The organism is Pseudanabaena mucicola FACHB-723 (assembly GCF_014696385.1).
Classification (GTDB): domain Bacteria; phylum Cyanobacteriota; class Cyanobacteriia; order Pseudanabaenales; family Pseudanabaenaceae; genus Pseudanabaena.
The window spans coordinates 1-25,652 of record NZ_JACJQB010000016.1 but is presented as its reverse complement, the minus strand read 5'-3'; the positions used below and the strand labels follow the sequence as shown (position 1 = coordinate 25,652).

The window sequence follows — 25,652 nt, the reverse complement described above, 5'->3', positions numbered from 1 at the left end:
TTCACCGATGCCGACTATTAAAAATTTTTAGCGGTGTGCTGCTGTACATCAAACTCAAAACGTTGGCTATAGTCAGTTATACCGTAGATATTAAAACTGATCGTGGGTTCATCGCCGATCGCTTCAATCTGATGGATTGCCTCAGGCATCAGACAGAGAATATCACCAGCCGTAAGGATATGTTCTCCTGTTTTGACAAGGCGATCGGGAAATTCAGCACTAGGCGATCGCTGCCAAAAAGTATTCTTCTCTTCGCCATCAATCAGCGCCACAATTCCCCATGTGGCATGATTATGAATTGATGAAACACGCTGCGGTGACCAAGCGACTGTCTGCACGGTTAGCGCGAAATCTGGCTCATCATAGATCATCTGCACTGACCAACCCGTTTTGCGATCGGGCATTGCAAAACTAGTCAAAATCCATTCCGATTCATTGAGCAAGCGCCGCACTAATGGACAGATTTTTTGCAATCGCAAGCAATCGTCTGATTCTTGCCAGATGATGTTCTCCACATCGGTAAGAAATCGATAGAGTCGATAGGGAATGGGATATTTGTTTGTGAATGAATCTTCTTGCAAATCTTTTTGCATAGATTCAAAGGGAATACATAAGCTTTCATTGTTAACTAACCAGTCCTGAGCGATCGCTTGCATTAATTCTCCTGATTGCACTAAGTTTCAAGCTTTTCATAGTAAGCAGCTCGGCTTAATTAAAACCTAAAACCAGAGATTATTCCACCCGCGTAGCGGGTGGAATAATCTCTGGTTTTTTAGTTTACTTATGCTCAACTACTTAAACCTTAGCCTGAAGTATCAGTTTGCTTCCTTTAAGTTATAGCCAAGTCTGAGATTGCAAATGAGCGCCATGTGACTCCAAGATAAATTTTTGATGAAGACCTTCTCCAAAATTGCGATGCTAGGAGAGTTTGTTCTATTGTCTGCAAGCTTTATGTAATATCCATCTACTCCTCATCTTGCCCTCATTTTGCTCATCTTTAATTGGCTCAGTCTTCAATTCGTTCCCATATTTCATCTAAGCAATTTCTATGAAAGCTAAGTATTTGAACACTTTGACCGCGATTGCTTTGCTAAGTCTTGGCACTGCGATTGTTTCAGTAAAGCCAGAATCTATCCAAAAATCTGTGTCTGAAGCGATCACAGGTGAAGCCGCCCATGCCCAATCCGCTTCTGTCGGTGGATCTCTCGCCAAAAAGTTGCAAGGTAAGCCCGTTGTGGTTGATATCTATGCTAGTTGGTGTTCTGCTTGCAAAAACATTGCGCCAACTCTTTCCCAATTGAAACAACAATATGCAGGCAAAGTTCACTTTGTGGTGCTAGATGTATCAGATCGATCCACTACGGCTCAATCAGAGACGATCGCTAAAGAGTTAGGACTCAGTGCTTTCTTTGCTGCTAATAAGACGCAAACAGGTTCGTTAACCATCGTCGATCCATCCACAGGCAAAATCTTGTCGCAACAACGCAACAACCCCAATAAAGATACCTATACCAAGGTCTTAGATGCAGCTTTAGCTAAAAAATAAGGCGATCGCCTATCCCAATTCCCTTTACTTTAATTTACCAATATTCGCCATCAAAAAAAATCATGAAAATTAAGTATCTTGCTTCATTAGCTGCGATCGCACTCTTGAGTACGGGTGTATTTATTGCTTGTGCTACACCTGAAGCATCCAAAGACAATACTGCCAGCACCACCACTACTGCAACTAAACCCGACCCTTGCGCGGCAAAGAAAGCTGATCCTTGTGCGGCTAAATCTACCTCTGGCGCTTCTATTGGTGGTCCTCTTGCGCAAAAGTTGCAAGGTAAGCCCGTTGTAGTTGATATCTATGCGAGTTGGTGTCCTGCTTGCCAAAATATTGCCCCAACCGTCTCTGAACTGAAGAAAGAATATGATGGCAAAGTTGAATTTGTGGTGCTAGATGTATCGGATAAAACCACCACGGCGGCAGCGGAAGCTACTGCTCAGGAGCTAGGACTGAGCAAGTTTCTTGCCGAGAACAAAACTCAAACTGGTTCGCTCACAATTGTTGATCCCGCCACGGGCAAGATCTTGGCTCAATATCGCAACAATGCCGACAAAATGGCTTACACCAAAGTTTTGGATGCTGCGCTGACAAAGTAACCTCAAAACATAGTAAGGACAACTCAAGGGCAATTCATGAATGGTCCTTACTATGCGTCATTTTTATGAAAGTCGTAAACAATTTCAATTTTAGGAAACCTCTATGAAACCCCTTCAAAATAGCGATCGCAAAACCGATCTCGCTATGCAAACTACTACAAAAAACAGCGCTAAAATTCCTAAAAAATGGCTTATTTTTGGAGGATTTGTACTTCTAGGTTTTGTAATTGCTCTATTCATCACTACCCCTATATCCCAAGCATTAGAATATGCCATCTCTGTCGTAGAAAATCGCTATCAAGAATGGTTTGCCCAACAAGACACAGCTAATCCATTAGTATTGATGCCCCTTGCATTTATTGGCGGCTTGATTGCTAGTATTTCTCCCTGCATTCTGGCGATGCTACCCCTAAATTTGAGTTACATTGGCACTCGCAATATTACCTCTCGCAAAGATGCCTTTGTGAAAGCAGGAATGTTTGTACTTGGCAATGTAATTATTCTGAGCCTCTTTGGATTAGTTTCGTCCTTTGCAGGATTGGTCATCGTGGAATATCGTGGTCACATTAATGTGGTTGTCGGAACAATTATTTTAATTATGGGATTAGGTTTATTGGGCTTAATTCAGATTCCTCTACCTCGAATTAATGTTGGCGGAGCTAATTTTGGTCCTTTTGGCGTTGGCTTAACCTACGCTTTGGTTAGTTCCCCCTGTGCCAGCCCAGTCCTGTTTGCAGTGCTTGCGGCTTCGGCGGCAAGTGGTTCACAAGTTGTATCAGTGTTGACGATGGTAAGTTATGCCTTGGGATACACAATTGTGATCTTTTTATCTAGTTTGCTGACTGGTTTCGCCAAACAAGCCAACCTCCTGATGAAATACTCCGAAGGAATTATCAAGTTCGGTAGTATCGCTCTAATCATTGCAGGAATCTACTATCTATTTATAGGCATAAAGTGGTTCGTTGGCAGTTAAATTCTATCTTTTGTGCTTGTTTTCTCGCTTTTATCGTTTGACGAATAAAAACTTTCTTTTTACACATCTTTTCCTTCTTGCGTAATCCCTAAAGATAAGAACTTAAGTAACTCACAAATTTATTTTATGAGTCAAATGAATTCTCTTATGTATCAAACTCTCTCTAGAACAGGATTTGTATCTACATTTACAGATAGGCAGTGATCATCCTGAATTAATAGAGAAGAAAGAAATACAAGAGTGTTCGTCATGAATGTAAAGCTGCCCTCTCGTAGAAGATTTTTATTTTCTATCTCATTGTTTTCTTTGAGTTTAATCACAGCCTGTAGCAGTAGTGTTGTCAGTAATCCGACTGATCAAGCTAGTTCTTCAGGCAACAAAAAAGTAATTCGGATTGCGATCGCAACTCAAGATCAAACCATTAATACAGCAACGGGCGGTCCAATTATCCGTGAAGAAAAGCTTCTAGAAAAGTATTTGCCAAAGACTGGCAAATATCAGGATGTCGAATATAAGATTGAATGGTCAAGCCATACATCTGGGCCCCCAATTAATAACAAAATGTTAGCTAATCAAGTTGACATTGGCATGATGGGGGACTTTCCCTTAACCATCAATATGAATACATTCAGAGACAAGGGTGCTGGAGTCAACAGTATTTATATTGCCACCTTATCCTATGGTGCGACTGGAGCAGGCAATGCTGTCATGGTTCCCAAGGACAGCCCGATTAAAAGCATTGCTGATTTAAGAGGCAAACAAGTATCAGTTCCCTTTGGTTCGGCTGCCCATGGTATGTTATTGGGTGCTTTAAAGAAGGAAGGGATTAATCCTGAGACTGAAGTAAAACTAATCAGCCAAGCACCTGAAGTTGGTGGTACAAGCTTGAAGACAAATCAGATTGATGCTCATGCCAACTTTGTTCCCTTTGGTGAACTATTCCCTTTACGCGGTTTTGCCCGCAAGATCTTTGATGGTGCTGAGTTGGGAGTACCCACATTTCACGGTGTCGTAGTACGTTCCGACTTTGCCAAAGAGCATCCTGAACTAGTTGTTGCTTACCTCAAGGCTCTCTTGGAAGCTAACCAAATGGTGCGTGAACAACCTGAAGCGATCGCGGCAAAAATGGAAAAGTGGACGAGTGTGGAGAAAGAAGCCGTCTATATGTTCCTTGGCCCCAATGGATTACAGCAAGTCAGTCCCGCAATTCTTCCGATCCATTTAGAAGCTTTAACTAACAGCGTCAATACCCTGAAGCAATTAGGCAGATTAGATGCCAAAGTTGATGCTGCGGAAATCACCAAACTCACCGATGACAGCTACTTAAAACTTGCTGCCAAAGAGATGGGGCTGAACTATGACGAAATGATTGCCAAGGCAGAAAAGTTCCCAATCTCTGGTGAAGATGCGGAAACCAAGCAAGCAATTACTGAGCCTAAACTGGCAGCACAGGTTTGGGTTGATGGTGAAGAGAAGATCAGAAACTTCGCTTCTATCAAAAATATGGTAACGGCAGTGTCAAAACTGAAGGCTGAAGGCAAACAAGCCACAAGCACTGTGTTTGTGCATGATTTCAACAAAGGCTGGAAATTACTAGCTGCAAATTCCTTCTTCGTGCGTAAAGGTGATGATATCGCCGCATTCCTGACCGAAAAAGATGCTCAAGCCTATGCAACAAGTCAAGGGGGCGCTCAAGTTCTCACCTTTAATGCGCTCTAATAATCTGCTACTGCGGAACAGAAACTTGGTGATGTTTATATTAGGCTTGCTTCTAAATTTATGAGTATGTAACGCGCAAAGCGCGTTACATACTCATATCTATTAACCTATTTTTTGGAGATGATCGATGTCTAACATACCTTCTGAGCGATCGCTACCTATCGAATTTTGGAATAGTTTTAGTTTGTCCATCAAAAGTTTATTCGGGCGCTCATCGGATGTGGTGAAAGAGCCATTTTCGGCACGCAAACGTAATCAACTGTTCAGAAGAATACTATCCATAATCTTATTTTTCGGTATCTGGCAAATCCTCTGTATGGTGAAGTTTAATTTCTGGATTAACTTTTCCTTCTTGCCATCGCCCATAGAAGTATCAGAAGCGACGGTCAAGTTTTTCTCGACCAATGCCATGATTCATATTCAATCCAGTGTAATTCGGGTCTTGGCTGGTTATTTCTTTGCCACTATTTTAGGAGTGGGTTTAGGGATTTTGATTGGTTGGTTTCAGAAATTAGAGGATCTCGTATTTTTGCCATTGGAATTATTACGACCGATTCCAGCTGTAGCTTGGATTCCCTTAGCGATTCTCATGTTTCCTGACGCTGAGTCGGGCATGATTTACATTACCTTTATCGGTGCATTTTTCCCAATTTTAATTAGCACGATCAAGGGGGTTGAAGGCGTTGATATGCTGCTGTTACGGGTTGGTCAATGTTTAGGTGCTGGACAGTGGTATGTGTTCAAAGATATTGTTGTGCCGGGGGCAATGCCTAGTATTGCCAGTGGTTTAGTCATCGGCATGGGAAATTGCTGGTTTTGCTTGGTAACGGCGGAGATTTTGGCAGGTCGTTATGGCATCGGTTATATCACGTGGGAATCCTACGTTACTTCTAACTATCCACCAATTGTAATGGGTATGTTGATGATTGGTTTGATGGGTTCTCTTAGTTCTTGTTTAGTTGAGCGTTTAATTCATTTGCTGATGCCTTGGCGCGTTACCAAAAAGAAAACTGCTTAGTATTAAGGATTTAATTTTGTTTCAAGTTTTTTGTAACTGATATATAGCAAGGATTTACGTTGATGGCAAAGTTGCTCGAAAATAATCTGCGATCGCAGGTTAAAGGATTAGTAGAGGTTGAGAATCTATCGGTAGGTTTTCGACGCAAGGGAGTATTTACTTCAGTTTTAGATAACATCAACTTTACGATTCAACCTGGGGAATTTATTTGTCTGCTCGGGCCTTCTGGCTGCGGTAAATCAACGATCTTGAATACGATCGCAGGATTTATTAAACCTTCTGTGGGTAATGTGTTAGTTGATTACCAAAGGATTACTAAACCAGGGGCTGATCGCGGTTTTGTATTTCAGCAATATTCGCTCCTACCTTGGAAAACGACCTTCCAAAATGTGGAATTTGGGCTGAAGGTGCGGGGTGTACCTAAGGATGAACGCAAAGAATTGGTTGATTACTATTTAAATCGAGTGGGCTTGTCCAAATATCGCCATGCCTTTCCCTATCAGATGTCAGGAGGTATGCAGCAGCGAGCAAGTATCATTCGCGCCTTAGTCAATTCGCCTTCGGTATTGCTGATGGATGAGCCTTTTGCCGCCCTAGATGCCCAAACCCGTCACATGATGCAGGAGCTATTGCTAGATATTTGGCAAGATTTAAAATCTACGGTGGTGTTTGTGACCCATGATATTGAGGAAGCTGTATTTTTAAGCGATCGCATTTTTGTGATGGGAGTTAATCCCGGACATATTAAAACGATGGTCAATATTGATCTAGAACGTCCCCGCCATGTCGATTTGATGCTCACTCCCGAATTTATGCAACTCAATCGACATGTATTCGACCTGATTCGTGAGGAGACTTTAAAAAGTATGGCATTTGAGGATTAAACATGGTGGAAAATGAAGACGCTTTACGTCTTCATTTTCCACCATGTTTTACCGCGACGTTTTGTAGGTTTGCTTGAGAAATTCTGGCTGAATCCAGCGATCTAGATTAATTTTGGTGAGGTTTTCGTTATTAGGAATCTTGCTGAGGTGGTCAATGTGTAGTTTCAGCCAGTCGGGACGGATTACGGTTTCAGAAAAGAAGCGTGCTGTTTGTTCAGGATGGTAAGAACCATTGAGAATTTCAGTTACTAAATCTAGATCCAGACGAGTCCATTGGGCAACCTGAGCAGGGGCTGAGGGTGTATTGTCATACCAATGTTGGGCGGCTTTGAGAGATTGTAAATAGGCAATCACCACTTCAGGATAGCGATCAGCGAGGTCATGATTGACCACGACCCCATAAAAGGATGGCAGAATATCGAGATTGCCATCAGCGAGATAGCGAAATTTTCCACAACGGCAAGCGACATCATGGAAAGGTGCGAAATGAGCATAGCTATCGGCTAAATGTAAGGGAAAGTTAAAGCCACGAATCGCTTGAATATGCTCAAGGGAAATTAATTCCACCTGATCTAGTAGGTTTGCTGCTTGGAGCGATCGCATCACCATGCCATGTGCCGAAGAGCGTAATGGCACAGCAATATTTTGCCCCCGCAGATCAGCGATCGTTTCTACCTTTGATTGATGTGGCACGATGAAGGCATTGCCAGAACCATCGGGATTACTAGACACAAAGCTGACTAAACGAGTGTTGTACTGAGATGTCTCAGGATTTGGCAAAGCACTCAGTAGTAATGGATAGTCCCCCAAAATGCCAATATTCAATGTTCCAGAATCTAGCCCCGTCACAATTGGTGAACCCGTCGCAAAATTTTGCCATTCAATCTGAAACTGGATGCCACTGTAGCGCCCATCTTTGGGTAAAAAATGAGATAGCAACTGCAAACGCTGAATAATTAATCCTGCCGTCACCGAGGGAATTGTGCCATTTTGAATACCAATCGAGAGGGTGAGCGTTTCGGGTCGATTGCTATTAGCGGTACGCAGTGCAAAACTAGGCGATCGCATATGCATCGCATTATTAGCATTATTATTAATATCTACTTGCTGATGTTGATTTTCCTGTAATAATTTCACTAATTTCTGCGTAGGCGTGAGATCTACAGCCCCCCGTGACGATTTAGATGATTTATGATCATTTAAGTCATCAATCTCATTAATTCCCTTGGGAGTCAGTAAAAAGATACTGCCTGACAAAGCAAATTCCTGCAAAGAAATTGCGACTAAGTTTCCCGCTTGACATTCCAACTGGAATTCAAAATTAGAAGCAAAGCCCAAATATGCTCCTTGAGTCATATAGGTTCGCATGAGGCTTGATGTGTCTACGGTTTCCACATTAGAAAAATCGCTAAGAGATAGCCCAATTTCTGTCAAGCGTGATTCCAAAACCTTACGGCTAGGGGCTTCAGAATTCATTAACACCCAAGGATGATGCTTTAAATCGCTAAGGCTAAGCCACTTTTTGTGGGCGAGGGGGTGATGAGCAGACACAAACAGCGAGTAGCGGATCGATGCAATTGCGATCGAAGAAATTTCGGCAACATCGGCAAAATTAATATCTGAGAAGCCAATATCAATCTCATTATTAATGATGCTCCGATATAACAATTCGACAGAATCAAAAATATTACATTGAATTTGTAAGTTTGGATACTTTTGTCGGTACGCAAATAGTTTTGTTGGCAGCCATCCATTACCTATTTCTGAAGTACAACCAATTTTAATTATTCCCGATTTACCCTTTTTTATATGCTCAATTTCCTGCAATAAATCGTTTTCTAGATCGATTAGTTTAGGACCATTTTCAAGAAGGAATTCTCCCACATCTGTAAGCTGGATTTTGCGCCCCAGCCGATGAAATAATGGAGTACCCAATTCCGTTTCGAGAGACTTGATTTTAGCGCTAACTGCTGGTTGTGTAAGATTTAAAACGTCAGATGCCTCCGTAAAACTTAAATGCCGAGCCACTTCAAGAAATACACGGATTTGATAAACTTCCATGGTAGTTACAACAAAAATAGGATGAGCTATCTGTAATGATTTTATCTAATGGTACATTCTATTGATTCAATGAATTTATCAGTCTATAAAATACCTCGATAAACTAAACCTGAAATCCATTGCATAATGAAAACAAGAAATACAACACAAACGGTATTGTTACATTTCTGCAAGGGATTAAATAGATCGCAATGAACATAGTTCTCTAAAACTTGCTTGCAGTCATTTTGTCTGTATTGTTAGCAACATTTTACGAACAAATACTCAAGTGATTTATCCCATGATTCAGGTTCGACTTTCTTTAGAAACGAGGAGGATTTCAAATTGAATACTCAATGGCTCAAGACAGATGTTTTGGTGATTGGTGGTGGTACAGCAGGAACGATGGCAGCCATCAAAGCCAAACAAGCCAATCCAGATGGCGATGTTCTGGTACTAGAGAAAGCCAATATTCGTCGTAGCGGTGCGATCGCCATGGGTATGGATGGTGTCAATACGGCAGTTATCCCCGGAAATTCTACTCCAGAGCAGTACGTCCGCGAAATCACAATCGCCAATGATGGCATTCTCAACCAAAATGCCGTCTATCAAACGGGCAAACTCGGCTTTTCCGTCATTCAAGAACTTGAGCAATGGGGCGTAAAGTTTCAAAAGGATACGCAGGGGGATTACGATCTCAAGCAGGTTCACCGAGTTGGTAAATATGTGTTGCCAATGCCAGAGGGTAAGGATCTCAAAACGATTTTGGCACGTCAGGTTAAACGCCACAAGGCAAGAGTAACCAATCGCGTCATGGCAACCCGTGTATTGGTGAGAGATGGTCGAGCGATCGGGGCAATTGGCTTTGACGTTCGCAATGGTGATTTTGTAGTTATCCAAGCTAAAGCTGTGATTCTCTGCACAGGAGCCTGTGGCAGATTAGGACTACCCGCCTCTGGTTATCTCTATGGAACCTACGAAAACCCCACTAATGCAGGTGATGGCTACTCGATGGCATACCATGCAGGTGCAGAACTAAGCAATATTGAATGCTTCCAAATCAATCCTTTAATGAAGGATTACAACGGCCCAGCCTGTGCCTATGTTGCTAGTCCCTTTGGTGGTTATACTGCCAACGCAGAAGGCAACCGCTTCATTAGCTGTGACTATTGGAGTGGACAAATGATGCTAGAGGTTTGGAAAGAATTGAACTCTGGCAAAGGTCCAATTCAGCTTAAAATGACTCATTTGGATGAGAATACGATCGCGGAAATCGAATCAATTCTCTGGGCGAATGAACGTCCTAGCCGAGGAAGATTCCACCAAGGGCGCGGCGAGAACTATCGCACCAAGGGCGTAGAAATGAACATTTCCGAGATTGGTCTCTGTAGTGGTCACAGCGCATCGGGCGTATGGGTCAACGAGAAAGCGGAAACTTCCATTAAAGGGCTATATGCTGCTGGTGACATGGCAAGTGTTCCCCATAACTACATGATTGGAGCCTTTGTATTTGGGCGCATCGCTGGGGAGAATGCGGTGGAATATGTCCAAGGCTTAGAACACCTCGATCCCGATCCTGAATTTGTGGCAACTGAGAAAGCCCGCATCTATGCACCACTTGATCGCCCCAATGGTATTCCCCATACCCAAGTTGAATACAAGTTGCGCCGCTTGGTCAATGACTATCTTCAACCCCCCAAGTCGGCTAACCGCATGGAAATTGGCTTGAGCAATTTCGTTAATTACCATGCTAGCCTCGATCAAATGGGCGCACAAGATCCCCATGAACTGATGCGTTGCATGGAGGTTCACTTTATTCGTGATTGTGCAGAAATGGCGGCGAGAGCGTCACTCTATCGCAAAGAAAGCCGTTGGGGTCTCTATCACTATCGCGTCGATTATCCTGAAAAGAACAATGAAGAATGGTTCTGCCATGTGCATCTCAAAAAGGATGAATCCGATCAGATGGTGCTATTCAAGCGTCCGATTGAGCCTTACATTGTGGATGTGAATGTTGAAACGGAAGTTTATGACGTTGCTGTGCGCTAATTGAAATCACATATAATCCTTATCAACAAAGGTTTGTTCACAATATACAAAGTTTGGAGTATCAGAAATCATTATGGCTTTAACCACTCAACGAGTTGACGTACCTGTAATCGTCGATGAGTCTAAATGCTTGGAAAAGTGTGTGGCTTGTATTGAAGTTTGCCCCCTTGATGTATTGGCAAAAAACCCTGAGACGGGTAAAGCCTATATGAAATACGATGAGTGTTGGTTTTGTCTTCCTTGCGAAAAGGAATGTCCCACCAATGCGATCACCGTCCAAATTCCATTCCTATTACGCTAAGGGAGGCACGCATAATGGATAGTGAAATGGATCAATGGTTAGAAATGTTGCGATCGCCTAATGTGGATGATCGCCTCGTAGCAGTTAAAAGTTTGCAACATATCGGTGATGAAGAAATCTTCGCGCCGTTACTAGAAGCTGTTAAAGATGAAAGCCCCCTTGTCCAAAAGTTAGCAGTTACCACCCTATGGGAACTCGCTAACCCTGCTGCTGTACCTGCGTTGGTCGAATGTCTTTCCTCACCAGTGGAGGATATTCGCGAAGAGGCTAAATCTGCTTTAGGAGAGTTGGTTGCCCCCGATCATCTTTTGCTATTGCTAGATGCGCTACTGCGCGATGACATCAATATGCAATTGAATATTCTGTTTCTATTGCGGAAGATTCATGATGCTCAGTGCTTACCCTATGTGATGCCATTCTTTGACTCAACCTTGCCAGAATTACGGGAAGCGGCAATCACCACCCTCAGATACTTAAATCAGGTGGAACGCTGCGAACCTGCCCTCGCACTAATGTCCGATCCTGAAGCAACAGTCCGTCGTGCGACGGCTCTGACTCTTGGGCATTTAGCGGATGCCGAAGTTGTACCCATTCTCTGCAAAGCTGTTACCGACGATCCAGATTGGGAAGTACGCCGCAATGCGGCAAAGTCTCTCACCACCCATGCCAGTCCCGATGCGATCGCCGCTTTGGAAAAGTCCGCCGAAGATCAGCATTGGCAAGTTCGCAAGTTTAGCCTCCAAGCTTTACAAAAAATCGCCGCCGATCACACTTTGCCTCTATTCATCAAAGCTCTAACCGATGAATATTCAGACGTGCGCCGTGAAGGTGTAATTGCGTTGCGGATTTTAAACAATCCCATAGCACTAACACCTTTACAGCAAGCTCTTGATGATCCCGATCGCGATGTGTGTATCTTTGCCCAACGCGCCATTCAAAGCATCCAAGATAGCATTCAAGAGACTTCCAATGCCTAGCCATAACTCCCCTTTCCAAAGAGCAGAACATCCTGTTCCACCACCGACCGATCCTCAAGTTGAGGTAAAGGAGCTAGCGGTAAAATCTCTGCTCAAAACGGTGATCGAGCCAATTCTGAACATGGATATTGTCAGTTTGGGCATGGTGCGAAATCTGCGAATTGTCGATGACTATGTGTACCTACGGCTCTATGTGGGTAAACATCAATTTGCTCTCAAAGCGCAAATCATAGAGTTGTTGTCATCCCTAGACTGGTGCAAAAAGTCCTATGTGGAGGTGTGCACGATCGCAGGAGTTCGCACCACGATCGCCGTGTCCAGTGGTAAGGGTGGCGTAGGCAAATCGACAACAGCCGTAAATTTAGCCGCTGCTTTGCGATCGCAAGGTAACAAGGTAGGTTTACTAGATGCTGATGTCTATGGACCAAACGTGCCACAGATGCTAGGACTAGCTCAAGAGGATGTAAAGGTGATGGACACACCCACAGGTCAACGCTTTATCCCTCTTGAAGCGCATGGGATTAAGGTAATGTCAGTGGGGTTACTAGCCGCGCCCGATCATCCCCTTGCATGGCGGGGACCAGTTCTCCACAAAATCATTACCCAATTCATTCAAGAAGTGGAATGGGGAGACTTGGACTATCTCTTGATTGATTTGCCTCCTGGGACGGGCGACGCTCAGATTACGATTGTGCAAGAGAGTCCGATCTGTGGCGTAATTTTGGTCACGACTCCGCAGCAAGTTGCTGTTGCCGATGTCCGTCGCAGCATTCACATGTTCCGTCGAGTTGGCATTCCCGTTCTCGGTATTATCGAGAATATGAGTTATTTACTCTGTGGACATTGTGGAACGCCAAACCCAATTTTTGGCAGTGGTGGTGGACAACAACTTGCTGATGAACTACAAGCACCTTTATTAGGGCAGGTTCCCATTGATGCCAAAATCTGCACAGGTGGCGATATCGGCACTCCACTTACCCTTAGCGATCCTCATTCGGCAGTTGCAGAGGTGTTCAATAAAATTGCGATCGCACTAGATAACAGTTTTGCTTCATGCCATCAGATTAAACTTCCACAGGAAAGTGTTTTAGTTCCCTAATTTTTAAAACCCTTTCTGGGTTTGTTTTTTAATTCACAGAAGTATCTACATGTCTTTGTGAATTGGTATAAATAACTAATGTTACGTGGAACTCAAGGTATGAATCTCCTGCTGCTGGCAAAGCAGGGCAACCACGGGGGGATTGCCCCTACCTGAATAATTTAAATTTGGCGTAGGGGCTGTGCCCCCGTGCCAGCCCCGATCCTTCAACATCGCTGGAATTCCTTCCACGTAACATCAGTAAATAATAGAGAATATCAACGATGGACATATCTTCACCTTCTCAAGTTTGGAGATGGATTTCTCAACATATCTATGGACTTTGCCTGACGATCGCCTTAGCGGGAATAGCCTATTTATTGCGTAATCTACCAATATTTGCTCTGTTTAGTCCATTGATTATCGCGATTATGCTTGGCATTCTATTCCGCAACATCATCGGAATGCCAGCTTATTGCCAAGTGGGCGTAACCTTCTCCATGAAACGAATTTTGCGATTTGCAATTATTCTCTTAGGAATGCAACTCAGCTTTGTGCAGGTCTTGGCAATCGGAGTCAAAGGAATTGGATTGATTATATTTACATTATTTAGCACCTTTGGCTTTACCTACTGCCTAGGAAGACAATTAGGAGTTAGCAAGAGCTTAACCTATTTGATCGCGTCAGGAACTTCTATTTGTGGAGCTTCCGCCGTGGTAGCCACTAGTAGCGCTACTCATAGTTCCGATCGCGATACCACCTATGCCGTAGCAATCGTCACCATATTTGGAACTTTATCTATGTTCCTCTATCCATTATTACCAACTTTGCTCAGTCTGACTCCTGAAACCTTTGGTATTTGGTGCGGGGCATCGATCCATGAGGTAGCGCAGGTCTTGGCGGCGGCTTATCAAGTAAGTCCGATTAGTGGTGAATTAGCAAGTATTACCAAGTTGTCAAGAGTATTATGGCTAGCACCCGTCATTGTAGGTATTAGTTATCTATATTCCTATCGTAAACCACATTATAATCATCAAGCATCAACTGCGATCGCAATTCCTTGGTTTATTTTTTATTTCATTCTATTGATTATCCTGAATAGCCTAAATATTTTCCCAACTGAGCTTAAAAATGCGATCGAGCAAATCAATAAGTTCTTATTGACAATCTCAATGGCAGCAATGGGTTTAGAAACAAAGTTACAACAGCTTCGTGAAACTGGACTTAAACCTTTATATTTAGGTGCAGGTTCTTGGTTGTTTATCTCTATATTTAGCTATGGATTAGTCAAGATATTTTATTAAATGGTAAGAATGAGCGATGCTTATTCTTACCTATTGCAGAATAGTGAATTCATGACATCACCAACCCTGACAGTTTTGACAGCTTTTATTCTTTTTGCTTGTACATTTGTCCGTTCTGCTGTGGGGTTTGGCGATGCTTTACTTGCTATGCCATTGCTGGGACTAATTATGAGCCTCCAGACTGCTTCTCCAGTCGTTGCTTTTATGGGATTCATGATTAGTCTCACAATCCTGATCAGTGATCCTAAATCCGTTGACTTTAAATCAGCTTGGCGGTTGATTATTGCGACGATTATCGGCGTTCCCTTTGGACTATTACTTCTCAACTATGCTCCTGAACGATTAGTTAAAGTAATTCTTGGGTTGCTGCTAATCCTTTATGGTATAGGTAACCTCGTTACGCCAAGAATGCCTCGCCTTCAAAATGAAAAATATGCCTTTATCTTTGGATTTATCGCAGGTATTCTCGGAGGTGCATACAACACTAATGGTCCTCCGATCGCTATTTATGGAACGCTCCGTCGTTGGCGACCTGACTATTTTCGAGCAACGATGCAATGTTATTTTCTATTCTCAGGGATTGCCACCATTGCAGGGCATGGCATCGTTGGTCTATGGACTCCCATAGTTTGGAATTTATTTTTATGGTCTTTACCGAGTATTTTTCTAGGGGTTTACATCGGCGGTAAGGTAAATCGATGGATTCCCCAACCAATGTTTAATCAAATCATTTTTAGCTTATTAGTTATTGTGGGCTTTCTATTTTTGTTATAGAAGCAATTTGGCATTTTGTGCCTATGCTAAGTAGTTCAGCATAAATAACCTTAAAACCCAGAAGCGTGATTCGACTGCTACGCAAACGAATCACGCTTCTGGGTTTTATAGGACTTACGCAAAAATGACTTGAAATCCGCAGGGCAAAGTAGGAGAAATTCATGAATTGCCCCTACTTTACGTTCTTTTGCGTAAGTCCTATAGAAATGAAAAGCTTTTGATTTGATTTAACCGAGAACCTTGCGGGCTGTTGCCACAACGTTATCAACGGTGAAGCCAAACTTGGCATAGCCAATAGGACCGGGAGCTGAAACACCGAAGGTATCCATACCGATCGCTTCGCCTTCAAAACCGACATACTTGTGCCAGCCAAAGGTGCTACCAGCTTCAACACTGACGCGCTTCTTGACAGCAGCAGGAAGTACGGATTCTTTGTACTCAGCCGATTGCTCATTGAAGAGTTCTTGACAAGGCATTGATACTACGCGTACTGCCTTACCTTCACCAGCAAGGATTTGTGCTGCCTTGGTTGCCAACTCAAGTTCTGAACCTGTGGCAATCAAGATCAATTCAGGATTGGCGGCTTCAACAACGGTGTAAGCACCCTTCTTAGCACCTTCGATGGAAGTGCCAGCGAGGTTCTTCACGTTCTGACGGGTGAAGGCTAGGAAGCTAGGACGCTTACGATTGGCGATCGCAACTTGGTAAGCAGCAACGGTTTCATTGGCATCCGCAGGACGGATGGTCAAAGAGTTAGGAATGACGCGCAAAGAAGCGAGGGTTTCTACGGGTTGGTGAGTGGGTCCATCTTCGCCGAGCATTACGGAATCATGGGTGAGGATGTAAAGCACACCAATTTCCGACAATGCCGAAAGACGCATTGCGCCACGCATATAGTCAGCAAATACGAGGAAGGTTGCACCGTAAGGAATTGTGCCGCCATGCAGAGACATTCCATTTAGGATTGCGCCCATGCCATGCTCACGCACACCAAAGCGGAAGTTACGACCTTCGTAAGATCCATGTTGGAAGTCAGCTAGCCCCTTAACATAGGTCATATTGGAGTGAGCCAAGTCAGCAGAACCGCCCAAGAATTCAGGAAGTACAGGGGACAAAGCATTCAAGCAAGCTTCTGAAAGAAGACGGGTAGAAGTTTCCTTTTGAGCAACAGGCTCAAGGGCTTTTTCCCAACCTTCAGGAAGTTCACCAGCCATGATCCGCTTGAATTCCGCAGCTTCAGCAGGATAAGCTTTTTCGTAAGCAGCAAAGCGCTCATTCCATTCAGCTTCAGCCTTTGCACCCTTGTCGATTGCTTGACGGAAACGAGCCAGAGCATCGGCAGGAACATCAAAAGGTTCATGTGTCCAACCGAGGTTAGCGCGAGTTGCCGCAACTTCATCGCCACCAAGAGCCGCACCGTGAACGCCTGATGTACCAGCTTTCTTAGGAGAGCCATAACCGATGGTGGTGGTGACAACCAGCAAGCTAGGTTTGTCGGTGACGGATTTAGCTTCGGCGAGTGCTTTAGCGATCGCATCGAGATCTTCGTTACCATCAGCAACCTTAACAACGTGCCAACCGTAAGCTTCGTAACGCTTAGCAACATCTTCAGTAAAGGCAAGGTCAGTGCTACCATCGATGGAGATGCTGTTGCTGTCATAGAGCATGATCAGCTTGCCGAGCTTCAAGTGACCGCCCAAGGAAGCCGCTTCGGAAGCGATGCCTTCCATGTTGCAACCATCACCAAGGATCACATAGGTATAGTGATCGACGATGTTGTGACCAGGCTTGTTAAAACGAGCTGCCAAATGTGCTTCAGCGATCGCTAAACCAACGGCATTACCGACACCTTGACCGAGAGGACCTGTGGTGACTTCGACACCTGCGGTTTCAAAGTTTTCAGGGTGTCCAGGGGTGGGGCTACCCAATTGACGGAAATTTTTGATGTCTTCGATGCTAACGCTGTCATAGCCAGTCAGGTGTAGCAATGAGTATTGCAACATACAGCCATGTCCTGCAGAGAGGACAAAGCGATCGCGATCGACCCACTTAGGATTTTTAGGATTAAACTTTAAAAACTGATCGAACAGCACAAAAGCCATTGGTGCTGCGCCCATCGGCAGACCGGGGTGACCAGATTTTGCTTTTTCGACCGCATCGATCGATAAAAAGCGGATGGAGTTAATGCAGAGTGTCTCAAGGGTTTGAGGTTTCGAGGGTGCAGCGACCATAGTTACAATTGCTTTAAAAATTTGTACGCATTCAGGTACATTTTCCCTCAAAACTGTCCCATACAATAATAAATTTTAAGATTTGGTATCTTCTGACGCAGATTAAATATTCAGGCTAAACGTCGATCTTTCCCACAGCCACCAAAAATCATGATGATCAAGGCTCTTCTTTTATGATCTGCCAATTAATGGAAAAAACGCCTACTTCCATGATTAAGCAACCGATGATTTTTTCTATCAAAATGTCATTTTTTCCTTCACTTAATATTTCAGCTTTAACATTAATCACACTAGGATCATCCTCTAAAAGCTTACTAGATAAAGATCTAAGACTCAGTTGAGTATTGTTGACAGCTTGCATGAGTAGCATACGCATAGGTACTTCACTATTTACATTGCATGTTAAGTGGCAGAGATAATGCACTTTAAAATTTTTGTTTGTCTCAGCAGATAGCTGATTTTGATGTGCTAATGGGCGTGACATTAAGTTAGCCAGCACAATTGTTAAAGTCCCCGCAAAGGCTTCTAGCATAAACCCAGCCCCAGTCAAAGCGCCAATTGCCGCCGCACACCATAAGGTAGCTGCTGTGTTTAACCCACGCACTGTTAGTCCATCTCGCAAAATCACGCCGCCACCTAAAAAACCGATTCCCGAAACGATCTGGGCGGTGATTCTTGTGGGACTGGAATCACTAGGAGTCATGACTGCTATCAAGACAAATAAACAAGCTCCTGTTGAGACTAGGGTCGTGGTGGCGTTGGTCTGTAGCCCTGAAATACGCTGTCGCCATTGACGCTCTAATCCCAAAATTGAGCCGAGAAAGAATGCCGCAATTAATCGAATTACAAACTCTGCTAGGGGCATACTTTCTTTATTTATCTTTACTGATTGCTATTGCTGAACATAGAATATGTCGAAATTAAAACAATTATTACGGCTGCTTAAAATCAAGATTCCATAACATATTTAGGATTAGGATATACATAGTTAGTAAGTAAAGACAAACTAAGCTAACCGTTGATCAAGTTCTCTAAATATTCCTTTAAGGGTGATAGTTATGAACGCTTTAGTAAAGAAACTTACAAGTATGGTGGAATATTTAAGCGATGCGATCGCAAAAATATTCAGTCCGAGCAAAGATGATTTTCCCGCAACAGGTACTCAACCTTACAATGGAGATCCTGCATCCCACAATTAAAGAAATTATTAGAAAAGAGAAAAGCCTCGCATCGCGAGGCTTTTCTCTTTTTTGATTATTGATTGGTTATTGATTTTTAGGCGTATAGGGAATAAGCTAACGGCTGACTATCAATGATTTACAGCACTTTGCGCTGAATTTCTCTGTAATACTTCAAGCCTTAACAGGCTGTACTTAAGGGGTTTAGATATTAATGCTCAAGTTTGTTTCAGCATCTATATTAGTCATTGCTTCGCTTGCGGTTGGGGTAGGAACGGCGCGAGCAGATGTCGATGATTGTATTGATTACATGGTGTCGCGAGGTAGCTCTGCCCGTGATGCAAGGCTAGCCTGTTCTAAGGCATCGGACAATAGCAATAGCAAACCCAATTCAGGGCGCTTGAGCGAAGCCCAGCAATTTTGCTTTGCTGCCCAAAGAGGTAACGGCGAAACACTACGGTACTCTAATGGGCAAGTGATGACCTATAACGCAGGTCGCATTGGGGCATCTTGGTATTACCCCAATGGCAAAGTGATGACTTATAACGCAGGTAAAAGCGGAGCATCTTGGTATTATGCCAATGGTCAAGTCTTGACTTATAACGCAGGTACACAAGGCGCAACTTGGTACTATGCCAATGGTCAAGTTGTTACCTATGGCATGAATAAAGATGGTGCGACTTGGTATTATCCCAATGGCAATGTCATTTCTAATAATAGTCGTCTGTCTATATCAGAACAGCAACTGCTCTATCCATGCGACCATATCGAGTAATCCACTGCTGAGCTATATCAAGAAAATGCCCCAATGATTAATAACTCGGATATCGCCACACCAAGCTACTGGCAGAAAATTAGCCAATGGTCAAAAGCTAATCTGTTTAATAGTTGGTTTAATAGTATTTTGACTGTTATCTCTATTTGGTTACTGTATCAACTGGTGGGCGGTATCTGGACTTGGGCAACGACGATCGCCCAGTGGTCAGTGGTCAGCAGTAATTTTCGACTGTTTTTAGTGGGACTTTATCCTGTTGAGGAGTTTTGGCGCTTGTGGAGCATTTTAGCGATCGCAGGTTCCCTATCAGGCATTTCATGGGGACTATGGGGCAGATTTAGCCGATTTGTGGCGATCGCCATCGGCTCGTTATCAGTTGCCTTGGCAATTTTGTTACCCGTTGATAGCATCTCGAAATTTTTAATTTTAGGGATTACTGGGGCGATTGCAGTTGGCTTTGTCGCTGGTCAAAAATGCAAAATATTTAACCAAAGTTCGCTGATCTTATCGATCGCATGGATTTCCTCCTTACCGATTTCGCTTTGGTTAGTGGGTGGTCGATGGGGATTGACGGCTGTCGATGTCAATGTCTGGAATGGATTAGTGTTGACATTGCTAGTTGCGATCGCAGGTATAGTTTTTTCCTTTCCATTAGGGGTTTTACTTGCTCTAGGCAGACAAAGTACCCTGCCAATCATCAAATTATTTTGTATCTTTTATATTGAGCTAGTACGCGGATTGCCACTGATCGGCATTTTATTTATGGCACAGGTGATGCTGCCCTTATTCCTGCCAGCAGGATTAGAAATTGATCGGGTATTGCGGGCGATTGCGGCTTTTGTCTTTTTTAGTGCTGCCTATCTTGCTGAAAATGTGCGTGGTGGTTTGCAGTCCATTCCCAAAGGACAGGCAGAAGCAGCGAGAGCGTTAGGACTAAGTATCCCTTTAACAATTATTTTAATCGTTCTCCCCCAAGCGCTCAAAGCTTCTATTCCTGCGATTGTCGGGCAATTCATTGGCTTGTTTAAAGATACTTCCCTAGTGGCGATTGTGGGACTTGTGGATCTCATGGGTGTATCGAGAACAGTGCTATCACAACCAGAGTTTATTGGACGCTATGCAGAGGTCTATCTATTTGTGGCACTCATCTATTGGGTGTTCTGTTTTTCGCTATCACAGGCTAGCCAAAAACTAGAGAAATCTCTCCATACTTAAAGGTTGTGTATCGTCCGCGCATCGGACGATACAAGATTCGCGTAGTGGCAATTCAGGAATTGCCACTACGCGAGTGGGTTACTAAATTTCATTAATCAAATTCAGTAATGCATCGGTGGTAATCTTGCCACTCATGTCTGTACCTTCTAACAAGCTATCGGCGAGGTCACGCTTTTGGTGGTGCAGTTCCACAATTTTCTCTTCAATCGTTCCCTTAGCAACCAAACGATAAATGGTAACAGGACGCTTTTGACCGATGCGATGGGCGCGATCGCTAGCTTGATCTTCCACCGCAGGATTCCACCAAGGGTCCATATGGATTACATAATCGGCGGCTGTGAGGTTAAGCCCTGTGCCACCTGCCTTCAAGCTAATCAAGAAAACATCGCCTTCACCCGCTTGGAAAGCCTCAACCCGTTTTTTGCGATCCTTGGCGGGGGTACTACCATCTAGATATTGGTAGCTAATTTTTTGAGAATCGAGATAATCACGAATCAGGTGTAAATGGTCGACAAATTGGCTAAATACTAGGGCTTTGTGCTTGTTGTCCAGCAATTCCGTTACGACTTCGCCAAATAGTTGCAGCTTCGAGCTAGGTAACGGAATATCGGGACGTACCAGCTTGGTATTGCAGCAGGCACGGCGGAGCTTCATGATTTCGGCTAATACTTGCAGATGCTTTTGTCCTGCATTAACCTCACTACCACTAAGTTTTGCGATCGCATCTCGTCGGAGCGCCTCATAAAAAGCAAATTCTTCTTTGCTGAGTTCCACTTGCAGCGTGACTTCGGTACGCGATGGCAACTCTTGCAAGACTTGGTTTTTGGTGCGCCGCAAAATAAAGGGCTGAATCAATTTCTTAAGTTGATTGCGGGCTTCACGATTTTGCGATCGCTCAATTGGATTAGCATAATTGGTATTGAAGTTATCCAGAGAACCCAATAAGCCGGGGTTGATAAAGCGGAAGAGGTTCCACAACTCGCCGAGGTGATTCTCGATGGGTGTACCTGTGGTAATTAGCTTAAAGCCACTTTGAAGATTCATGGCAGCTTGCGATCGCTTGGTGGCTGTGTTCTTAATTGCTTGAGCTTCGTCAAGGACAACAGTTTCCCATTCCACCTTTGCCAACATCTCGCCCACTTCTTCCTGTTGCAAGAGTCCATAACTGCAAATGACGATATCAAAGGGCTGGAGATTGTCTAATACTTTCTGGCGATCGCCGTTACCAAAGACGATCACATTTAGGGTGGGGGCAAACTTCTCAGCTTCGCTAATCCAATTCATGCAGACCGAAGTGGGCGCAACAATTAATGTTGCTCCATGGGGCGCACGGGTGAGAATTAATGCTAAAGATTGCAGTGTTTTCCCCAAGCCCATATCATCAGCGAGGCAAGCACCGACTCCCCAATGGGCAAGTCTGGCGAGCCATGCAAATCCTTCGATCTGGTAGTCGCGGAATTCCGCTTGCAGAGTTGAGGGTAATTGCGGTGTAAAGTCGCGCATCTCCCTAATTTTTTGAATATGTGACCGCCAGTGCTTATCCGCTTGCAGATCGCCAATTTCATCAACAAAATCTTCGAGCGCGATTGCCGCCAAGGGATGAAACCTTGTACCTTTACCATGCTTTTCTGATAGACGACGAAATTCATCCAGACGATTGCGGAACTGTTGGGTGAGTGCAAGGAACTGACCATCACCAAGGGGAATAAATCGACTAGGAGTTTTGTCGAGCAGTTCTAAAAGATGTTGCATGTTGATCACCTGATCATCACCGAGCCGCAGTTCTCCATCGGCGGCAAACCAATCACGGCTTTGATTGATCGACATCCTAAAATCACCAAATCCTGCTCGGTGACTGATTCGCATCTTCTCGCCTTCTGGCCATTCCAACACAATGCGATCGCCTAATGCTTGCAGTTCCATTAATAGTTCTAAACAGAATTCGGGATCATCAATTGTCCATTCATTTTCATGTTCTTCGTAGTTTTCCAGCACAGGACAATCAGCGATCGCGGCATTGGCAAGTTTTTTCTCCTCCTTGAGATCGCGAGTCGCCTGTAACCGCTTACCATCAATTTCTGCCAATACCGTTGTCCCACCAGCCCCCGGACGATAATAGGCTCCCGCATTACCAAAGGGACGTGCCAAAATCGCAACCTTGAGTCCATCCCCCGCAGGCAAAATATGCACATGGGGTTTGCTATCTGATGGTACTTCTTCGGCATCGGTCACAACTCCGCCGATATCAGAATGCACTGTGACAATCGAAGAGATGCCATGGATTGCCGCCAGCACACGATCTTGGGCAGCTACAGGAATTTCCAGACGATTTTTGCGCCCGATGATTTCGGTGATGCGGCGATGGGATTCATTGATCTGTGTAACTTTGAGACGGGTTGGGGTTTCTTTGGTAATTACAAAATTTTGTCCATCCTTTAACTGTGGCGAGAATTCGAGAATTAGGCGATCGCCTCGTCCTTTTTTTACCAGTAGTTCGGGTTCTCCCTTGACAATATCGACACGGGTCGTCGGTGAGTCCTCCCAAAATACCAAGGGATGACCAATCAAGGCGCAGATCGTATCTTCATCGAATTCATATTGGCTTTGACCGTAATAGCCATGGTAGGCATAGCTTTGAATATGGGAGCAAACAGCCATATCCTGCGGAGTCATGTAAGGAAAATCTGTAAAGGATTCCTTCAGCCTTTTAATCGCAATGTTCCGTCCTGCACTCCATACTCCCTTAGCATTGATCTTCTGTTCCTTGGGTTGAATCGTACAGACACCCTTGGCAAACGTAACAAACCAGACCAAACGTTGTGGTGATTGGCTAACTGCTTTAGTTTGTTCCTGCGGTGATTTACTGAGGTTAAGTAGAGCATTGAGACTCAATTCCCAAGTTTCCTGTGGACGAATTAAATTAACGATTGTGGGAATCTGGTTAGTTTGGCGCAGTTTTTGAGCATGTTTTTGATGGATAGAATTGGGTGATAACTGCCCTAATAGTTCGGCAGTTTCCATCGAGAGCCAATGATAACCAGCATTTACAGATTGCTTAAGCAATGGCTCTAAAATTCGCGGCAGTTCAATTCTGGCTTTTTCAGGATTTACCCAATAGAGACAGAGCGCACTATAGAATGCTTCTAAGCAATGGCTTTCGGTATGATTGTGGATATATTCGGCACTGAGAGTATCTTTTTGGGGAATATCGCCCATTTGAAACTTGAGAACCCTCTGGAGGCGACTGTAGGTAACTTGCAACCAATGGTTAGTTTGCTTTGCCATGATGGCAGTATAGCCTTCGGCTTCACGAATGCTCTCGGCTGTACCTTCATGAATTAGTGCCAATATGAAAAATAATCCTGATTCACCGCTGAAATAGACATGTCGCTTGCCTGTCGTTTTTTTGATGATTTTGAGGGACTGCCGAAAACTTGCGATCGCAGTTGAAAACTCTCCCTTCATGAATTGGCAACAGGCGAGTAAAGACGATCCCACATCTTTGTAATCATCAGACATGCGCTCATGAGCCGCTTGCACAGTATCCAAATCACCACGCAATAGGCTTTGCTCCATCAAAACGAGCAGCAAGGCATCGGTGCAACGTTCACTTTGGGTTTGGAATTGTTCACGCAGAATTGCTAATGCTTGATCGGTCTGCTTGAGCCGCAACATGCCATTATTTAAAATTGTTGCTAAAGCGGATTCAAAAAATTCGATTCTGAGACTTGAGAACCAATCAGGATCGAAGGGGTTGTTACATGCCTGATAGAGAATTGAGCTGAAGGGTATTTTTGATTGGGAATAGCTATAGCGATAGAAATCTTCAAATTGTTGATTGACAAAATCGAGGTCTTGACGATAGATGCCAATGCGTACCTCTCGAAGAAACTGGGACTCACTTCTAAAGGTGCGTGAGTCGGTTCTGCCATAGGATGGGACAGGAATTTTTGCTTCGATCGTTTGCACAATTTTCTCAAAATTGCCTGACTGCACCGCATCACGAACAGCAATATCGAGCAGAAGCGCGTTGCACTGTGGCCCCTGTGAACGGTCTTGGGTCAGCAAATTTACCTGTATAAACCAGTCAATATATCCTTTGATACTGGCAGCAGTAAAATGCTTGTCTTCTTTGTCTTTTAGCCCAAGGTGTAGCAAACAATCAAAATACAAGCTGCGATTAATCGGCTCATATGCGATCGCAAACACTTGGATCATCTGTCTCTCTAATGCTGACAAATTATGATAAATTTTTGTCAGTTTTGCATAGAGTGGGGCAGAAGCATTTTGAGGATCAGGCATATGGGATTGCTTTTATATTTACTACGGGATTAAGTTTTGAGTGCAAATATTCCAATTTCTAATTGTAACAAAGATTCTGGCTGCATCATCTGATTGCGCTTTTCAAACAGGCACAACCAATGAATTGTCCCTGTTTGAAAAGATAAAAATGGTATAGTCATTTTTATCTTTGGTATAGAAAAACAAGTTCTGATTAGGACATACCCCCCAAGAAGTGAGTTGCGGCGCTTCGCGCCGCAACTCACTTCTTGGGGGGTGGTTTGTACTAGCTAACTCTTGCTTTGCTATGTAACTCAAGCTACGTGCAAGGTTTTAATTTCATAGGGCTGAAATGTAATTTGCAATGAATTTGATTGCTCGTTGGCAATGGCAATAGTTGCCTGTTCCATGAGATCACATTCCCAGATTTCTTTGATTGATAATAGATCTCTTGAAATATCAATCTTAGTTTCTGTTACTTGTCCGTGGGCTTCATAAAAACGCAAAATCCAAGCTGATTGATCTTGGGATCGCTTCAATGCGGAAAGGATAATATTTGGTGCAGAAACCTGTAAAAAACTAGCTTGATCAGCTTGATTTTTTAAATGATTAATTACAATGGGATGATTAAATTCTTGTCCAAGTTGCACAATATTGGCTTTGCGCCAATCCCCTTGATGGGGAACAAGGCGACAAGCAAATTCATG

21 protein-coding genes are annotated in these 25,652 nt (G+C 43.7%); 15 read left to right on the top strand and 6 right to left on the bottom strand.

The window, feature by feature from the left end; all coding sequences use genetic code 11:
- Positions 1–17 precede the first annotated feature (17 nt).
- The gene (locus tag H6F41_RS09760; RefSeq protein WP_242023003.1) at positions 18–593 is read right to left on the bottom strand and encodes a cysteine dioxygenase family protein; all 576 of its coding nucleotides are present in this window, start codon (positions 591–593) and stop codon (positions 18–20) included.
- Between the two features lie 455 nt (positions 594–1,048).
- On the opposite strand from H6F41_RS09760, the gene H6F41_RS09755 reads away from it, so the two are divergent.
- The 6 genes from H6F41_RS09755 to H6F41_RS09730 all read left to right on the top strand — a co-directional run bounded on the left by H6F41_RS09755 (position 1,049) and on the right by H6F41_RS09730 (position 6,742).
- Positions 1,049–1,546 (top strand): TlpA family protein disulfide reductase, encoded by a 498-nt coding sequence (locus H6F41_RS09755; RefSeq protein WP_190403291.1) that lies wholly within the window; start codon positions 1,049–1,051, stop codon positions 1,544–1,546.
- Positions 1,547–1,608: 62 nt separating this feature from the next.
- Positions 1,609–2,148 carry a TlpA family protein disulfide reductase gene (locus H6F41_RS09750; RefSeq protein ID WP_190403290.1) on the top strand — a complete coding sequence of 180 codons (540 nt, stop codon included), beginning with the start codon at positions 1,609–1,611 and terminating at the stop codon, positions 2,146–2,148.
- A 145-nt stretch (positions 2,149–2,293) separates the two neighbouring features.
- On the top strand, positions 2,294–3,121 hold the full coding sequence (locus H6F41_RS09745; protein WP_190403326.1) for a cytochrome c biogenesis protein CcdA: 828 nt from the start codon (positions 2,294–2,296) through the stop codon (positions 3,119–3,121).
- 306 nt (positions 3,122–3,427) lie between these two features.
- Positions 3,428–4,840, top strand: coding sequence for an ABC transporter substrate-binding protein (locus tag H6F41_RS09740; protein WP_242022998.1), 1,413 nt, complete (start codon positions 3,428–3,430; stop codon positions 4,838–4,840).
- 127 nt (positions 4,841–4,967) lie between these two features.
- Positions 4,968–5,858 carry an ABC transporter permease gene (locus tag H6F41_RS09735; RefSeq protein WP_190403288.1) on the top strand — a complete coding sequence of 297 codons (891 nt, stop codon included), beginning with the start codon at positions 4,968–4,970 and terminating at the stop codon, positions 5,856–5,858.
- 62 nt (positions 5,859–5,920) lie between these two features.
- A complete protein-coding gene (locus tag H6F41_RS09730) occupies positions 5,921–6,742 on the top strand; it encodes an ABC transporter ATP-binding protein (RefSeq protein ID WP_190403287.1) in 822 nt (273 codons plus the stop codon).
- A 48-nt stretch (positions 6,743–6,790) separates the two neighbouring features.
- Here the strand turns inward: H6F41_RS09730 and H6F41_RS09725 are convergent, their stop codons facing one another.
- Positions 6,791–8,803, bottom strand: coding sequence for a LysR family transcriptional regulator (locus tag H6F41_RS09725; protein WP_190403286.1), 2,013 nt, complete (start codon positions 8,801–8,803; stop codon positions 6,791–6,793).
- A 324-nt stretch (positions 8,804–9,127) separates the two neighbouring features.
- Here H6F41_RS09725 and H6F41_RS09720 point away from each other — a divergent pair, with 324 nt between their 5' ends.
- From H6F41_RS09720 to H6F41_RS09695, 6 genes are all read left to right on the top strand, one after another.
- Positions 9,128–10,831 (top strand): fumarate reductase/succinate dehydrogenase flavoprotein subunit, encoded by a 1,704-nt coding sequence (locus H6F41_RS09720; protein ID WP_190403285.1) that lies wholly within the window; start codon positions 9,128–9,130, stop codon positions 10,829–10,831.
- A 73-nt stretch (positions 10,832–10,904) separates the two neighbouring features.
- Positions 10,905–11,132, top strand: coding sequence for a 4Fe-4S dicluster domain-containing protein (locus H6F41_RS09715; RefSeq protein ID WP_036011745.1), 228 nt, complete (start codon positions 10,905–10,907; stop codon positions 11,130–11,132).
- A 14-nt stretch (positions 11,133–11,146) separates the two neighbouring features.
- On the top strand, positions 11,147–12,109 hold the full coding sequence (locus H6F41_RS09710) for a HEAT repeat domain-containing protein (protein ID WP_190403284.1): 963 nt from the start codon (positions 11,147–11,149) through the stop codon (positions 12,107–12,109).
- Positions 12,102–13,208: an Mrp/NBP35 family ATP-binding protein gene (locus H6F41_RS09705; protein WP_190403283.1), complete on the top strand. Its 1,107-nt coding sequence runs from the start codon at positions 12,102–12,104 to the stop codon at positions 13,206–13,208. Before H6F41_RS09710 ends, H6F41_RS09705 begins: the two co-directional genes overlap by 8 nt.
- Positions 13,209–13,471: 263 nt before the next feature.
- Positions 13,472–14,491, top strand: coding sequence for a YeiH family protein (locus H6F41_RS09700; protein ID WP_190403282.1), 1,020 nt, complete (start codon positions 13,472–13,474; stop codon positions 14,489–14,491).
- A 51-nt stretch (positions 14,492–14,542) separates the two neighbouring features.
- Complete coding sequence (locus H6F41_RS09695; protein WP_190403281.1) at positions 14,543–15,265, top strand: sulfite exporter TauE/SafE family protein; 723 nt, start codon at positions 14,543–14,545, stop codon at positions 15,263–15,265.
- A 227-nt stretch (positions 15,266–15,492) separates the two neighbouring features.
- On the opposite strand, the gene tkt is transcribed toward H6F41_RS09695, so the two are convergent.
- A complete protein-coding gene (tkt, locus tag H6F41_RS09690) occupies positions 15,493–17,496 on the bottom strand; it encodes a transketolase (RefSeq protein ID WP_190403280.1) in 2,004 nt (667 codons plus the stop codon).
- 157 nt (positions 17,497–17,653) lie between these two features.
- Positions 17,654–18,361, bottom strand: a complete 708-nt coding sequence (locus H6F41_RS09685) for an MgtC/SapB family protein (protein ID WP_190403279.1) — start codon at positions 18,359–18,361, stop codon at positions 17,654–17,656.
- Positions 18,362–18,554: 193 nt separating this feature from the next.
- Here H6F41_RS09685 and H6F41_RS09680 point away from each other — a divergent pair, with 193 nt between their 5' ends.
- The 3 genes from H6F41_RS09680 to H6F41_RS09670 all read left to right on the top strand — a co-directional run bounded on the left by H6F41_RS09680 (position 18,555) and on the right by H6F41_RS09670 (position 20,664).
- Positions 18,555–18,695, top strand: a complete 141-nt coding sequence (locus H6F41_RS09680) for a hypothetical protein (RefSeq protein ID WP_190403278.1) — start codon at positions 18,555–18,557, stop codon at positions 18,693–18,695.
- Between the two features lie 193 nt (positions 18,696–18,888).
- Entirely contained in the window at positions 18,889–19,449 is a 561-nt protein-coding gene (locus H6F41_RS09675; protein WP_190403277.1) for a hypothetical protein, read from the top strand.
- A 33-nt stretch (positions 19,450–19,482) separates the two neighbouring features.
- Complete coding sequence (locus H6F41_RS09670) at positions 19,483–20,664, top strand: amino acid ABC transporter permease (RefSeq protein ID WP_190403276.1); 1,182 nt, start codon at positions 19,483–19,485, stop codon at positions 20,662–20,664.
- An 81-nt stretch (positions 20,665–20,745) separates the two neighbouring features.
- On the opposite strand, the gene H6F41_RS09665 is transcribed toward H6F41_RS09670, so the two are convergent.
- Entirely contained in the window at positions 20,746–24,966 is a 4,221-nt protein-coding gene (locus H6F41_RS09665; RefSeq protein ID WP_190403275.1) for a DEAD/DEAH box helicase, read from the bottom strand.
- Positions 24,967–25,259: 293 nt separating this feature from the next.
- Positions 25,260–25,652 (bottom strand): glycosyl hydrolase-related protein (locus H6F41_RS09660; RefSeq protein WP_242022997.1); only part of this gene is annotated, 393 nt, incomplete at its 5' end.